At 46.0% G+C, this 15,648-nt stretch carries 13 protein-coding genes; 7 read left to right on the top strand and 6 right to left on the bottom strand.

Annotation, left to right across the window (positions count from 1 at the left end):
* A partial coding sequence (locus tag J6U00_RS12035) for a glycoside hydrolase family 11 protein (RefSeq protein WP_296582175.1) occupies window positions 1-471 on the bottom strand: 471 nt, incomplete at its 3' end.
* 357 nt (window positions 472-828) lie between these two features.
* Between J6U00_RS12035 and J6U00_RS12030 the strand changes: the two genes are divergently transcribed.
* Window positions 829-2,502 carry an FAD-binding protein gene (locus J6U00_RS12030; RefSeq protein WP_296582173.1) on the top strand — a complete coding sequence of 558 codons (1,674 nt, stop codon included), beginning with the start codon at window positions 829-831 and terminating at the stop codon, window positions 2,500-2,502.
* 92 nt (window positions 2,503-2,594) lie between these two features.
* On the opposite strand, the gene J6U00_RS12025 is transcribed toward J6U00_RS12030, so the two are convergent.
* The 5 genes from J6U00_RS12025 to J6U00_RS12005 all read right to left on the bottom strand — a co-directional run bounded on the left by J6U00_RS12025 (window position 2,595) and on the right by J6U00_RS12005 (window position 8,808).
* Window positions 2,595-4,331 (bottom strand): [Fe-Fe] hydrogenase large subunit C-terminal domain-containing protein, encoded by a 1,737-nt coding sequence (locus J6U00_RS12025; RefSeq protein WP_296582171.1) that lies wholly within the window; start codon window positions 4,329-4,331, stop codon window positions 2,595-2,597.
* A gap of 36 nt (window positions 4,332-4,367) precedes the next feature.
* A complete protein-coding gene (locus J6U00_RS12020) occupies window positions 4,368-5,432 on the bottom strand; it encodes a plectin (protein WP_296582169.1) in 1,065 nt (354 codons plus the stop codon).
* 186 nt (window positions 5,433-5,618) lie between these two features.
* Window positions 5,619-6,197 carry a hypothetical protein gene (locus J6U00_RS12015; RefSeq protein ID WP_296582167.1) on the bottom strand — a complete coding sequence of 193 codons (579 nt, stop codon included), beginning with the start codon at window positions 6,195-6,197 and terminating at the stop codon, window positions 5,619-5,621.
* Between the two features lie 139 nt (window positions 6,198-6,336).
* Window positions 6,337-7,539, bottom strand: coding sequence for a GGDEF domain-containing protein (locus J6U00_RS12010; RefSeq protein ID WP_296582165.1), 1,203 nt, complete (start codon window positions 7,537-7,539; stop codon window positions 6,337-6,339).
* A 15-nt stretch (window positions 7,540-7,554) separates the two neighbouring features.
* Complete coding sequence (locus tag J6U00_RS12005; RefSeq protein ID WP_296582163.1) at window positions 7,555-8,808, bottom strand: substrate-binding domain-containing protein; 1,254 nt, start codon at window positions 8,806-8,808, stop codon at window positions 7,555-7,557.
* A gap of 514 nt (window positions 8,809-9,322) precedes the next feature.
* Between J6U00_RS12005 and J6U00_RS12000 the strand changes: the two genes are divergently transcribed.
* The 6 genes from J6U00_RS12000 to J6U00_RS11975 all read left to right on the top strand — a co-directional run bounded on the left by J6U00_RS12000 (window position 9,323) and on the right by J6U00_RS11975 (window position 15,562).
* Window positions 9,323-10,363: a leucine-rich repeat domain-containing protein gene (locus J6U00_RS12000; protein ID WP_296582162.1), complete on the top strand. Its 1,041-nt coding sequence runs from the start codon at window positions 9,323-9,325 to the stop codon at window positions 10,361-10,363.
* A gap of 23 nt (window positions 10,364-10,386) precedes the next feature.
* Complete coding sequence (locus J6U00_RS11995; RefSeq protein ID WP_296582160.1) at window positions 10,387-11,730, top strand: serine/threonine-protein kinase; 1,344 nt, start codon at window positions 10,387-10,389, stop codon at window positions 11,728-11,730.
* A gap of 45 nt (window positions 11,731-11,775) precedes the next feature.
* Window positions 11,776-12,651: a VWA domain-containing protein gene (locus J6U00_RS11990; RefSeq protein WP_296582158.1), complete on the top strand. Its 876-nt coding sequence runs from the start codon at window positions 11,776-11,778 to the stop codon at window positions 12,649-12,651.
* Between the two features lie 35 nt (window positions 12,652-12,686).
* Entirely contained in the window at window positions 12,687-13,601 is a 915-nt protein-coding gene (locus J6U00_RS11985; protein WP_296582156.1) for a PP2C family serine/threonine-protein phosphatase, read from the top strand.
* Window positions 13,602-13,665: 64 nt separating this feature from the next.
* Complete coding sequence (locus J6U00_RS11980; protein WP_296582154.1) at window positions 13,666-14,823, top strand: hypothetical protein; 1,158 nt, start codon at window positions 13,666-13,668, stop codon at window positions 14,821-14,823.
* Between the two features lie 202 nt (window positions 14,824-15,025).
* Window positions 15,026-15,562 (top strand): hypothetical protein, encoded by a 537-nt coding sequence (locus tag J6U00_RS11975; RefSeq protein ID WP_296582153.1) that lies wholly within the window; start codon window positions 15,026-15,028, stop codon window positions 15,560-15,562.
* Window positions 15,563-15,648: the final 86 nt, after the last annotated feature.

Raw genomic sequence — 15,648 nt, 5'->3', positions numbered from 1 at the left:
TATCTTATATGTTTTTCCGTCGATAGTTGTTGTACCGAAATTGTCTACGCCGTCATTTCCGGGTGGCTCCCAGTCGCCCCAGCCTTCAACGATATAGTATTCCATAAGGGGATTCCTTGTCCATCCGTAAACGCACATATAGGAATTTCCTCTGGGTGTGTATTCTACGTCATAAGTGAGCACTATCTCTCCGAAAGACTTATAGCTCTTTTTCTGGCTGTCGAAGTTCTTGCCCATACGTGCAAGGAAGTTCTCGATATTGCTCCATGAACAGGTGAAAGAACCAGCGCTTGGATTCATCGAAGCCTGTCCCTGTCCGTTCTGATTCCACATCTCGTAGTCGTAACCGCCGATGTTTCCTCTTGTCTGCTGGTCAGCTGCGTTTACAGCTGTAGCTGTCGGCAGACCCGCAGCTAACATAAGTGCAGAAACTGTACAGCTGACTGCTTTTTTAAAGTTTTTAAAATTCAAAAAAATCACTCCTCATTATACAAAGTTGGTTTGTTTTCGGCTTAAGTGTTTTTTCTGTCCTCCTCTTAGTTAAAGTAGGATAAAAATCCTCCAAATTCCCGTTCTTATTTATTTATTTCACTCTAAAATATACACCATCTGTAAAGATTTGTAAAGATTATACAGCAAAAAGAGCAATATATGTTCACAAAAAAGCAATAAACGACAAGCCGCTCATTAAAAAAACATCGAAAATCTGAGAACGACACAGGTTTTTTGCCTGTATTTCCATCTTAACTTGACAACGTAAAAATATTGTCATATAATATTTATATATCAACTTGGCACGTTATATAACTACAGAAAGGATCTTTAGCAATGGAAAAATGCAGCGATATCATAAAACTTGAAAACAACATAGCTCCCGACGGTCTGACCTGCCCCGAAATAATGGACTCATGCTGCGAGTTTGGCAGTATCTCTCCCGATAAGATACTCGACTTCGATATAGTTGTCGTAGGAGCCGGTGCAGCAGGCGTTCCTGCGGCTGGCTGGGCGGCTGAACTCGGCGCCAAAACGGCTCTCCTGCAAAAGGAGCCCACTGTGGTATCACAGGGCAACTGCGGCTCCGCTATAATAAAGTCGCGCTCCACCGAGGCAGGCATTGCTAAATGGATACACCATACAAACAGTCTATGCGACTGGCGTGCGGATACGAAACAGCTCCGCACCTATGCCGAATACTCCGAGGAGGCTATGATGTGGTTCCTCAACCGCGCCGGTCTCACAGGTGAAACGGAATACGGTGACGGAAGCAGAGTTGACAGCAACACCGACAGCGCAAAGCTCCTCAACGACGGCGGCAGGCTCTGCGCATTCAGAAGCACCAGTGGAGACTTCACAGGCTTGTGGAAGGACAGGGGCAACACCTACGACTACGGCACGGATCACTGCTACTTCTGGGCTCCGTGGATAGGTCCAAAGCCGCTGAATGTTGGCAATGCCCTCCAGAACGCCCTTAATAATATACAGTCTCAGCACGGCAATCTTGAGGTATTCTACTCCACCCCTGCTGTTAAGCTTGTAACGGAGGGCGGCAGAGTGACCGGCGTTATCGGAAAGGATCACGACGGGAAATACATACAGTTCAACGCCGCAAAGGCTGTTATACTCGCAACGGGGGACTATACCAACAACCCCTCCATGGTAAGGCGCTGGTGTCCGGATATAGCTGAATTTGACAAGAAGCAGTTCGGCAAGACCGGTGACGGTCACGTCCTCGCAATAAGCGCAGGCGCTGAAATGGAGAATCTCGGACATACCAAGATGATGCACGATTTCGACTCCGCACTCATGTTCGAGGAGCCCTTCCTCTATCTCAACATGAACGGAGAGCGCTTCACCAACGAGTACACGGGCTTTGTATACATGGGCAATCTCCTGAAATATCAGCCGAAGTACAAGGGCTCAATGCTTGACAGCGACCACAAAAACGGCTCAAAGGGCTGGTACTGCGCGATATACGACTCCGACTATGTCAACTGGAGCAGCGATGGATTTGTTGCCGGCATGGTCCCCCCCTTCGTTATGGAGAAATTCATACCCGGCGCTGTGGAGGAACCACAGGGAGTTTTCAGGAACCTCATCGACCTTCACAGGTGCGATACCCTTGAAGAGCTGGCAAAGGAACTGGACATACCCTATTATAATATGAAGGCTTCCGTTGACAGATACAACGAGCTCTGCGAAAAGGGCTGCGACACCGATTTCGGAAAGCCTGCAAAATATATGCATAAGATAACAAAAGCTCCCTTCTGGGGAGCCCGTAAGCATATCCGTGTTTCCGCGGAGGTATCGGGAGTAAAATCCAATGAGAACGGACAGGTACTCGGCAGGGACGGCAAGCCCATAGCCGGACTTTACTGCGCAGGAAATCTTGCCGGTCAGTTCTACGGCGGAGCTGACTATCCCTTCCACCAGACCGGTCTTTCTCTCGGAAGGTGCTACACCTTCGGCATGATAGCCGCAAGACACGCTCTCGGCAGGCTGTAAGAGCCTGAGCCATAAAGCTATATACAGAAAAGCCATAGTATTATCCCGATCAATCAGGAAATACTATGGCTCATTTTTTATATCAGCAGATATTACTTGCTCTCCTCAGACTTCTTTACGCCTGTAACATCGGAAATATCCACCTTCTCGGTCTGTCCTGTCTTTACGAGAACAGCGTTTATATCACCTACAAGTGAAATTATATCGTTTATGGACTTGTTGATAGTCTCCGAGCTTTCATTTGTAATGGTAACGTTATCGTCGAGAGCGCTGAATGCATTTATCGTGGTCTCAAGTATAGAAGTGAGCTGTGATACGCTGTCAGCGTCCATTGTGGAGTTATCGTTACAGAAGGAAACAACGTTTTCAAGCAGATCCTTTACCACAGCTGCCCTCTCGCTGGTAGCCGAGGTCGATTCGCCGATATTCTGCATATTATCGGTGATCTTTGAAACATTTTCCTTAAGCTTGTCTGAAAGTGCGAGCACCTCCTCGGTGATCTCGGCAAGCTGCTCATTCTGTCTGTTGAGGGCAGAATGTCTTGCAATAAGCACCGATTTAGCGTGAACGATACAGTTATCGGGAGTATTGAGACCTCTGTAGATAGCTGTAGCCATATCGCGGCAGGTATTGTAGCCGCAGGCGTGACAGTCGTACTTTCTGTCCTCCTCGGTATGCATACCCATTTTCTCGAATATAGGATCGAGCTGTGCTATATTCGGGATCGGAGAAGGCATAGAGGGCTTGTAGTTCCTGAGGAAATCGGCGATACGGAGCTCGTCGTCGAACTTCTTGAAGAGCTTGTCGTCGCCTCGTCCCATGATACCTGTGGACTTGCGGCGGCTCTTTGCCTCTGTCTCGATAGCTCTTGTTGTAGCCATAACGTCGAATACTGTCTGATTAGTACCGGAAGCAGGTCCGATATTGCAGCCAAACTCACATGAGAGCACGTCGAATACCTTGGGGTGCTTTGACTCAGGCATTCTTCCGTACATATCTATCTCGGCGAAAACCTTGTGTACGCCCTCGGAATTAGTGATATTTACATCGGGGTCGTGCATCCAGATATTGTCTCTGAGTCCGCCGGGACGTGAGTATATGGAGCCCAGCTGACCCTGCATATCGTCGAACTTGTACTCGAAGTTCTCAGAGGTATCTATTGGTATGATTATATCGTTTCTCTCGAAATATTCGAGGAGCTTCTTTATAGTAACGTTATACTTTACGAGACCTGTTTCCTTTGCTTCGTAGGACTCAGCAATACACGGTGAGATAACTGCGATTGGATTGTTTCTGCGCAGATACTTCTGTATATATATTGAGCTACACGCGATAGGGCTGTGTATAGGTGAAAGGTTCTGGAGCAGCTTAGGCTGGTATATCTCGATATACTTTACTATAGCGGCACAGGGCTGTGCTATGATATTGCCTATCTTATCCTGTTCAAGTGTTCTTACGTGAGCCCATGTGCAGATATCCGCACCGAGGGACACGTCGAATATGGTACATCCCTGCTTCTTGAACCAGTCGAGAACGCCCTTCCACTTTGTGGGAAGAATGGTCTTGATAGCCGGAGAAGCCATGATGATAATCTTTTCCTTGGAAAGATCCGTGATACACTCGTCAGTATCGTCTATGTAATCTCTTGCGCCGTGATTACACTTCTTTACACATTCACCGCAGGCAATACACTTATTATTATTTACCATAGTGATGAAGCGTCCGTCCTCAAGCTGCTTGGTCATATTAGCTTCAGGCGCAGGACATTCTCTTACACAGGCGTTGCAACCCACGCATTTTTCAGGTTTTACAATGATCAATTCACTCATAATTATAAAAACTCCTTATGACATTTCAGAATCTTATCAAGACTTGTTCTTTCCAATCGAATTAGCCTTGGCTGCAAGAGCTGCAAGGTCTATTTTGCCGCCCTTCTTTTCGCCCTCAGGCTTATCGCCGCTGTTCTTCTGTTCCTTATCCGCTGCGTCCTTTGCGTCATCGTCCTTCTTGCCGCCTATAGAGTCAGCCATCTGCTTAAGCTTATCGAGCTCCTCCTGCTTTTTGCGCTTGTCCTCGTTGCTCCTCATCTTTTCAGAGAGCAACTCAGGCTGTTCAGGGATCTCAGGCTCGAATACCTCAGGCTGCTTGAACACAGGTATACCGCCCTCCTTAAGGGCATTTTCCGTTCTGTTCAGGCACTCGTCGGCTTCGATAAGACGGCTCAGGCCATCCTTGCGGAAGCCCTCCAGCGCGTCACGCACCAGCCCCATGTGCTTTTTAAGGGAATTGACGTTATCAAGTACGGAAGCTCTCAGGTTATTAGAGGCAACGCTCATCTGTTCAGCCTGATTCTTTGCTTCTGCGATTTTCTCAGCGGCTGTTCTCTCAGCCTCGAATATTATTTGCTCAGCCTCAGTATTCGCTTCCGAAACTATATCCTCGGCGAGCTTCTTTGTCTTGAACTCGATTTCGGCAGCCTTTGATTTTGCGGCTCCCTCCAGCATTGACGACGACTTCTGAGCCTCTATAAAGACATTGCTCAGAGCCATTGCCTCGTCCTGTGCCATAAGCGCGGCACATTTCGACTCTGCCGCCTTGAGTTTATCCTTAAGTTCGGCTATTTCATCCTTCAGGGACTTGATTTCCACAAGCAGATTGCTGTTTTCGTCATCTGTAGCCTTAAGCTTAAGAGAAAGAGTATTGTTCTGAACCTGTATCTGGGTAAGCTTTGCGCGTTCCTCCGAAAGCACAGTCTCAAGAGCCTTCTCCTGTTCTGTGCCCTTTTTGTATGCTTCATTCAGGAGTTTTGTCTCTCTCAGTTCGTTTCTGAGATCGTGTACCTGTTCATTCAGAAATTCTATCCTTTTTACTACGGCTTCCTTCTCGTAGCCGCCGAAAGTCACTGTTTTGATAAATCTTGGTTCAGCCATATCTTATATCCTCCTTATAATACCCGACAGCCGTATTTTCTACAGCAAGCCACACCTATCGAGTATTGATACATAATTATTATACACCAAAACGGAATTATAGTCAATAAAAAAACTGCACAAAAAAGAGGGCGGTTTTATGTAAAGCGCCCAATCTGTTTGTGCAGTTCAGCTTATCTGTGGATATCACCACTCGTTTTCGCTTTCGGCTATGAGCTTTTTGACCTCCTCGTTCTCATAGAGACCGAGGTCGAAGAGTCTGTCAGCCTGTTTGCTAGTAATCTTTCCCTGATCCGTGAAAACGAACTGCCCATGGTGCTGCTCTGTGCCATTCCACGAATCTATTACCTGTAGCCAACCACGTCTGTCAAGCTCTGTTTCAGGGTATTTTGAATCGGGATAGAATTTTTCCACTATCATTTTAGCGCATTTGCTGTGGTTGGTGAAAGCGCAGGAATAGGTATCGCCGTCGGGAGATATCCAGCCCAGCTTGAAGTCAGGAGAATTCTTCGCAAACATCTCCTCCAGCTCCAACGGCTGCTCCTTGTCTGATTCTATTATCTTAATAAATCCGTAATCATTTTCTCTGAAATGATAATATCCGCCTCTTCCGTCAAATACTACCGGAAGCTGTTCCTCTGCGATTATGCCTTCAAAGCCCGTGCCGTCAAGGGCTTCTAGCGTATCTACATAGCGGTAGCAATACGAACCCGTCGATGACTTGTACACCGCATATTTCTTTTTCTTTTTCCTGCTTTTCTTCACCCTAACACCTGCCTTTACATATCATTAAGGTATATTTTATCACAGTTTCTACTATTTGTCAATGCATAGCTGTTTTTTCTACGATTTGCCATAAAAACAGGCGGCTGTCAATAATGACAGCCGCCATAATATCACAATATTACATATTCATGACATTGTTTATCATATTTCCACCGTTCATCTTAGCATTTCTCATTGCTGTATCAAGTTTAACGAGCAGTGAGTTTACGTTGAGACAGTCGCCGGGGAGGTAATGGTATACAGCACCTGAGCAAGGAAGCTGAACGTTGAGGTTCAGTACCTCGAAAGGACTGCTCATTACGCGCTGGATATTCTGAGCGATTCCGACAGCCTGACTCTCGGAGATATTCTTGTTGAATACGAAGCAGAACTCATTACCTGTGATGTTATAGATCTCAGCAACGTCGCCAAATTCTTCCTTAAGCTTTTCAGCAACAGCAGCAAGATACTCGTCACCGAAGTCATAGCCGTAAGTATCGTTTATGCTTCTGAAGTTATCCATATCGAATACTGCGATCTGGAATCTTCCTGTCTCAAGTCTGTCACTAATATCGCTGTCGAGAGCGTAACGGTTCTTCATACCTGTAAGCACGTTTGTAACAGCGAGGTCGCTTGCCTTCTGACGTGTATTTTTGAGCTTAGCGTCAACCTCAGCGAGTCGCATCTCACGCTCTTCGAGTTCAGCTCTTGCCTTCTTGGCTCTCTTAGCGAACAGCCAGATTGCAAGCATGGATATGATCCAAATAACGAGCATCAGGGACATAAGGATATAGGCCTTGATTGCGTTCTGTCTCTGAAGTCTTGCAGTATCCTTACCAACTATCTCGATAGCTGATGTAAGCATCTGAGAAGCTGTTACCTGAAGAGGATAGAGATCCTGTTTAAGTGTATCTGACATCGTGTTCTGGTCGCCGCTCTCTACCTGGCTGGTACCGAGGCTTTCAAGCCTCGTTCTGAATGTAGCGATAACCGACTTAGCGTAATTGTAACGCTTGGTAGCTGCGTCTGAAAGACCCGAAACTGCTTCAAACTGTTTCTCAGCAGCTTCGATATTAGCATAGATACGGTCTGTATCACTGATTATTTCAAGTGGGTTATCATAGAGGTTTGCAGCGAGACCAACGCTATTGGTGTTAACCTCTGCAAGCTGACTGTTTATTACATTAAGAGCTCTTGTAGCCTGCTGTGTAGCTCTTGAAACGTTTGTATTGTTTCTGTAGATACTCTCAACGAGCAGCGTATTCAGAATGTACATTATCGTAACAAGGATAGCCGCAAATATATATCCGGCTGAGGCACCCAGTTTCTTTTTATTTGCCATATTTTCGCACCTCCATTAATTATCTGCGGCATTCGGGTGAAGAACGAGCTGAACAAATTCATCGTTCATATTGTTGGCAGTAACGAATGTAACGCCTGTATCAAGGTGGTGAGATACCTGTGTTCCACCGATAGCATTACATGCAAACTTAACGCCAACATAACCCATAACGTAAGGATTCTGTACTACAACGCCGTAAAGAACGCCTGTCCTGATGTAGGTGAGCTCCTCCTCGTCTGAATTGAAGCCTACAACAAGTATCTTACCGGACATTCCCAACTCATTTATCGCGTCACAGATACCGAGAGTTGTAACTGTATTCGTACCGAACATGATAGAGATATTATCATTTGAAGTGATGAGGTTGCGTGCTTCTGCCTTTGCATCCTCTCTCTTTGAGCACTGCTCGCCGATAATGAACTTCTTTTCAATTTCCTTACGGATACGCTCGTCAGCAGCTCCGTTTATCTCAGCTGCTTCAAGAGCTGCCCTCTCTTCATCTGTGAGCTCTGCATCTCCTTCCTGTCCTTCAGCGCTGGCAGCAGCATCTTCTCCTGCGCCGTAAGCAGCTGCGTCGTCTCCACCGCCATAAGCAGCAGCATCTCCGCCGCCCATCATAGCTGCAAAAGGATTAACATCCGGGAAGGTAACGTGATTAGCATTTCCGATAGACCTCTTGAGAGAATCTACAAAGCCCTCGATACGCTGCTCAGCAGTTGAAGCAGTATGACCGATGATAGCTACATTGCCGATCTCATCAAGATTCTTTCCTTTATCACGCCAGCCCTTTGCCGCATTTCTTGCAGCAGCTACGCCGCCGTTCCTGTCTGAGGAATTAACGAGAGAAAGTGAAATCGGATTCATTGAATCCTGCTGAATATCCGAATTAATCGAAATTACCTTGATATTAGCATCAACAGCCTTCTGAAGAGTTTCGTTGAGGTCTGTTGTGCTGTTAGGAGCAATAACTATAGCTTTTGCCTTGTCTCTTATAGCGTTCTGGATAAACTGTACCTGCGAAGCATAGTCGTTATCGCCCTCTGCGACCTTGTATACGATATCGTAGCCAAGTTCCTTTCCTGCGTCCTCAGCGCCTGTTCTTACATCATCCCAGAAGCTGAGCTGCTGCTTAGCGATAACGTATATCGTTCCGCCGTCCTGAGAAGCATTGCCATTATTCCTTCCGCAGCCGCCGGTAAGGAGCATGGCAACAGAAAGTACGCAGGCTGCAACGCTTCTGCAAACGCTTTTTTTCTTGTTTCTGTTCATTATATCGAACCTCCTTAAATCAATTAGACCTGATACTGCCGCCGGATATCCGCCAACGTTTCTCATATACCTTTCTTTTGTTACGCAAGCATACGGCATTACCCCTGTATAAGTCCTCGATTGATATCCATAATCCATTTTATCACATTTCTTTAGAAATTTCAACAACTTTTTGTAAATCAGTGCATTGCGTGATAAACAAAATTAATCAAAAAAATCTATGCATTTTAATCAATTTTATACCTGTGGTTAATTTCAAACTTCTCTTTACAAAAAAATTGGCACCACCAATGCTGCCGCTAATTTTTTTGCCCGATATTACGCCCTGTTATGAACTTAAAAAATTTGCACAAATACTGATAACGATTTTTGTAAAAGATAATTCAATTTTATATAAGCCCCTCTTTTTCCCTTGACATCAATGTGGAAAAGTGTTATACTAAACGTGATAACAATATAATACGCATATTTTATATATTTGTGCTGATATATTCTTATGTCAGGAGGAGAAACCATGCAATGCGAAAAGTGCAACGCACCACTTGACCCGAAGCTTACTGCCTGCCCCGGATGCGGAGCTCCTGTCCCTCAAAATATCGAGGGTTTTGAGAATACAATGGAATTCCAGCATGAGCTTCGTGCGATCGTAGTAAACGACGGAACACGAGCCGTTGCAAACGAGGACAGATTTATCGGTCTTCTCAGCGACCATATTCCGGATTACGACAAGGAAAGACGTCTTCTTATTAATATGTACAAAACGGGCGTATTCAGGATGCTTCTTGAAGACGAGAACAGAGAAATGTCTATAATGAAAGCCAAGAGCTTCATGTTAGGTGATCTGTTTCTCTCAGACAACGCCTCTGAATTCGTTATAGCTTGCTTTACATACCTTCTTGGCTGGCCCTACGAGTCACACCTCAAAGTGATTGACGACGACGATGAGGACAGCAGAAAGAATGAAAACGTTAGAAAGAGACCCGTTGATATAAACGAAATGGTCTTCATGCCTCGTAACGCCCTGAGATACAGGCTCAGTGGAAATATAGTAATACCTGACGGATATACTAAGCTCGAAGCATTCTGCTTCGATAAATTCGGTTCCCTCAGGACAATAAAACTCCCCTCAACTCTCCTTGCTATCGGCGAGTACTGTTTCTCCTCGTGCAAACGGCTGAGAGGTCTTGAACTCCCGGAGGGTCTGAGGATAATCAAGCAGGGCGCTTTCAGTCAGTGCTCTAACCTAGTTGTCGTAAAGATACCAGACGGCGTTCTTGAGATTGAGGACAGCACCTTCTCCTTCTGTACGAGCCTCGAGGTAATAGAGATACCGCCAAGCGTCAGCAGTATCGGCGCGGAAGCCTTCTCCGGCTGCGATAAGCTCAGAAAGCTCTTCCTTCCGGAAAGTATCAAGTTTATTGACGCAAATGCTTTCTCCTACTGCCCTAACTTAGTGATATACTGCATAGAAAACTCTTATGTTCATAAATACTGTTTAGCCACTGGAATAAGGTTCATCCTCGTGACCTCGGCTGAAGAATATGAGCTTGACTAAGTAAGAAAGGATGAGATCATATTATGATAGAGCTTGAAATAGGTCAGGAGGTCGAGATGGAATTCGGCGGCAAAGCCAAGGTCCTGAGCGTCATCGGTAGCGGTGGTCAGGGTATAGTTTACCTCGTCCGCTTCAACGGTCAGAAATGGGCACTCAAATGGTACGACATCAATAAGATGTCCAAGCCCTCCGCATTCCGCAAGAACCTCCAGAATAATATAAATGACGGCCCGCCCAGCAATAAATTCCTCTGGCCGAAATACCTCACAAAGGAAATGGAGGACGGTACATTCGGTTATATCATGGAGCTAAAGCCTGAAGGCTTCGACTCATTCGTTGATATACTTAATACCTACAAGCTGGAGATTGACCCACTTACGGGACGTGGTGTGAAACGTCCCGTCAAATTCAATACCCTAAGTGCTATGGTGACCTGCGTCATCAATATAGTAAACGCTTTCCGACAGCTCCACCGTGCAGGAAAGAGCTATCAGGACCTTAACGACGGAGGTTTCTTCATTAATGTGAATACAGGAGCCGTCCTCGTCTGCGACTGTGATAACATCGCTCCTGACGGAAGCAACTTCGGTATCGGCGGTAAGCCCGGATATATGGCTCCCGAAGTCGTAAGAGGCATCGCCAAGCCGAATGTACAGACCGATAAGTACTCTCTTGCGGTAGTTCTCTTCAAGCTCCTCTTCAGAGGAGATCCTATGGAGGGCGAAAAGGTCGTAAGGGATGTCTGCCTTACCGAATCGTCAGAGCTCAAACACTATGGTCAGAACGCAGTATTCGTTTATGACCCAAACGACGATTCAAACCGCCCCGTAAGAGGCATACACGACAATATCATCAAATTCTGGAGGATCTACCCCGATTATATCAAGGACGCCTTCATACGCTCCTTCACTACGGGCGTTTCGGATCCTACTAAGCGTATCATCGAGAACGAATGGCAAAAGCTGTTCATACGCCTCAGAGCAGAAATCATACAGTGCGGCTGCGGAAGGACAAACTTCAGTTCTATGTTTATACAACATAATGAGAAGACCTTCAAGTGTCCGAAATGCGGAATGGAATTCGTTACCATCGGTTTCAGCAACCGCGATTACCGCACCCCTCTCTATCTTGGATGTAAATTCTATACCTGCGAGATAGTTCCCGAATCCGATGACTTTACGTCTGTTGCAGGCGAGCTTGTCGAGAATAAAGTCAAGCAGGGTGTCCTCGGAATCAAGAATTGTTCCGACAGACAATGGAAGGCAAAAATGCCTGACGGAGCATTTTACGATATCGCTCCCGGCAAGGGCTTCCCTGTATGGCAGGGGCTCGAGATCGATTTCGGCGAAGTAAAAGCACAGATCTAAACTGCTTTTGCCAGAGCAGTAATACTGAAAGGATGTATGTAAATTATGAGCAATGAACGTTTTACAGAACCCGAAGTAAAAGAGAACAAGAACGTTACTCCTTCGGACGATTCAAATAAAAATGAAACTGTATCTTCAGCTCCCGAAACAGACGACAGCATTCTCGATTTTGACGATGATCCCCTTAGCGCTACAAGCGTTTCTAAAAAGAGCCTTGTAGTATTCTTCCTGATAGATACCTCAGGAAGTATGAAAGGTAAAAAGATGGGCGAGCTCAATACCGTTATGGAGGAGCTTATCCCCGAGATACGCAGAGTCGGCGAGGCTGATACAGATGTTAAAGTCGCTGTTCTTACCTTCTCCACAGAAGTAAGATGGATGTACTCCAATCCTATACCGATAGAAGACTTCGAGTGGGCAAGACTCCGTGCAAGCGGCGTTACAAGCATGGGCGCTGCTTTTAAGGAGCTCAACCACAGAATGTCAAGAAACAGCTTCCTCAATTCACCTTCGCTTTCCTTCGCTCCCGTTATATTCCTTATGACTGACGGATATCCTTCCGACGACTATAAGGAGGGACTCAGAGAGCTCCAGACCAACAGTTGGTACAAGTTCGGCCTAAAAGCCGCTCTTGGTATAGGTCAGGAAGCAAACGACAATATCCTTGCTGAGTTCACTGGCTCGAAGGATACCGTCGTTCACGCCTACTCAGGCGGTCAGCTCGCTCAGATGATAAAGATCATCGCCGTTACATCAGCTCAGATCGGAAGCAAGAGTATGACACTCTCTGACGATACCGGTCAGGAGCTCGGCGAGGAAAATGTATTTGCCGCCAAGCAGAAGCTCCTCGGTCAGCAGATCCAGGAACTTGTGAGCACTACTAACGACGGAGACGACGTACCATTCGATACAGGTTGGTAATAACAGAATCTATTCCTGAGGAGGACTGAAAAAATATGTTCAACGGCTTCAGCCATTCGGTAATGGGCGCAAGTCATGAAAAAACAAATTTAGTTTGTCAGGACAGCTCTGCTTTCAAGATAGGAGATCATTATGCTGTCGCTGTCGTTGCCGACGGACACGGAAGCAAAAAGCACTTCAGAAGTCACATCGGTTCCAAATTCGCTGTCGAAGCAGCTATAGAGGCTATCGACAGATACTACGAGGACCGCGAGGCTCTGGAAGCTAACCTTCCCGAGAATCATAAGCTCATAATAAAAAATATCGAGAAGCAGATCATCTCAAACTGGAATGTAAGGATCGAAAAACACCTTGCGGAAAATCCTGTTACCGAAGAGGAAAGAAGCAAGTTCACTGAAGAGGAGTTCGAGACTATACTGCCGGAATCCTATTATGGCTCTACTCTCGTCGTTGCTGTCGCAGGCGATAATTATACCTTCGGCGTACAGATTGGTGACGGAAGTCTCGTGGCTATCTTTGAGGACGGTAAGGCTGTTATGCCAATGGAATATAATGAAGCTGCACCTGCCAACGTCACAGCTTCTGTGTGCAATTCAAACGCCGCAGGTATGTTCAGCAGCTTCTATGCGCCAAATAAAAAGCTGATAGCTCTCTATGGCTCTACCGACGGACTCTATACATCCTTCGGCAGCGAGTACGATTTTCTTGATTACCATACTATAATCACAAGTCAACTCATAAACCTTGAAACTTTCAAGACCGTCATAAAGAACAATCTCAGCAAAAGATCCCGCTTCGGTACAGAGGACGATATTTCTCTCTCCTGTATCTATGACGAGGATCTCATCAAAGAGAAGCTTAACCTGATAAATCAGCGTGTAGCTGAAAACAAGGAGGCTGCCGCTGAAAGAAAGGCAGCTGCCCTCAGCAAACAAGTGGAGATCGAATGATCTTTTCTTATAGGCTCAAACGCATTCACTGCGTTCAATAAATAATAGAAAAGTGGTGTTTTTTATGGAAATAGGCTCATTATACAACACAGCCAAGAACTTTGCGGAAACATTAAAGCAGAAGAGACCCGAGCTAACGCAGTATGATGCTTGTCTCTGCCTTATTATCGCTGATACCGGAGATATCTTCTCCGGCGTATCCTCTGTATCCATAAACGAAGGCGCAGTTGAGGATGTCTCCGCTGCAAAGATTGCAGTAATGTCCATAATTACCGCGAAGCGCGTTATTGCAAAGCAGCTCATCGTTATCTCTCTTGACGATTATAGCTATTTCAGACCCGACGACGAAGCTCTCGGTCTTCTGGTAAATTCAAGTGTGGACAACAGCAGCTGTCAGATAGTACTTTCTCCAGATGAGGAAGTATCTGCGGCAACTCTCGTCCCTGCTTCAGAAGCACCGGACTTCCTCAGTGGCTACGACGAAGCAGATTTCGGCGCACCTGCTGAATTTGCAAACGGCATAGACGTTGATTCCTCTAATCCGTTCAACAACGAAACTAGCAATAAGGACGGAGCCCCCAACTCTCTCTATGAACATCCCGAGGAGGCTCAGCAGCAGGGCGCAAGCGGATTCCCAAATATAAACCAAAATCAGCAGCAGGGCTACCCACAGGGCTATCCCCAGCAGGGTTACCCCCACGGCTATCCTCAGGGTTATCCCCAGCAGGGCTACCCGCAACAGGGTTATCCTCAGCCAGGTTATCCCCAGCAGGGCTACCCGCAGCAGGGTTATCCTCAGCCAGGTTATCCCCAGCAGGGCTACCCGCAGCAGGGTTATCCTCAGCCAGGTTATCCCCAGCAGGGTTACCCACAGCAGGGCTATCCTCAGCAGGGAGGCTTCCCTCAGGGCATGAATGCTGCTCCGTACAGACAGGGCTACACCGGTCAGTCAGTACACGGTGGAAATATGAGGACAAGTACCTATCAGCAGTCACAGAGCGTAAGCGTTACTCTTACTTCCAAGCCTGGCGGCGAGAGTGCTTTTAAGAAGCGTCTCAACAGCTTCCTTGGTGACGACGATGCAGGCTCTACACCCTCAGCTCCTACTGCTGCCCCATCAGCAGATATTCCCGGTGACGCAGGTATGTCTAAGGAAGATATGCTCAAGCAGGCAAAAGACAGAAAGAAGATCGCTAAAGCTAATCTCAACTTAAAAAAGTAAGTCCCGAGCGTTTTTCATAAAGCGCTTATGAAGCGTTCTTTTAAGCTTGACATTAATTAACAAAGTTTTGGGGTTGCATTTTCCGCAGAACTATGGTATAATATACTTATATCATTGCGGCAATTATCAAAACCATAATCTTTGTACGGACTCTGCGCAGAGGCGCAGGACATCATATTTCGCGTTAAGGAAAGGGATAGCTATGAATTATTTGCTCAATATTGATGAAGCGGTTGACCGAAAATTTCTTGTAACCAAGGCTATGCGCGGTCAGGCTGAAGTAGGCACCATAATACATGTTATGGACGCTGAGCAGCAGGGACAGGCTGTTATAGTATATTACAGAGTTACAAGATACAACGAGAAGTTCCACGATTATCAGGACTACACAGCAAAGTTTGAAAATCTTTCTGCGTTCTGTAAGTGGTGTCAGCCTGATAACTTCATCGCTCGTAACTATGAATGCTTCAGTATAAGAGATATCCAGCACTACATAAAGATAAAGAACAGAAATTTTGCTTCATTCTGTCTTCCGATAATACTGATAGCTGCGATCATTATATGGGCAGCTGCCCTCTTCATGTTTAAGGAGAAGCTCATTATCGGAATAATAATCGGTGCTGTTCTTACTCTTCTTGTGCTTATTGGAGTTGTTTATCTGCTCAAGGTACAGAAGAAGAAGGAAAAAATGCGCCTGTACCGCAAGGTAAGTGCAGGCTGGGGCGTAGTTTTTGAATAACACCCCAGTTTTCAGACCGTAAGACATTATGCTTCATCACATAATAATATTTTATGTACTTTCCCTTATAACACAGAAGTAATTTA

Origin of the sequence: Ruminococcus sp. (assembly GCF_017650195.1) — a bacterium.
In the GTDB taxonomy this organism is placed as follows: domain Bacteria; phylum Bacillota; class Clostridia; order Oscillospirales; family Ruminococcaceae; genus Ruminococcus.
The sequence above is the reverse complement of the archived record's forward strand: the minus strand, read 5'-3'. Positions and strand labels throughout refer to the sequence as shown.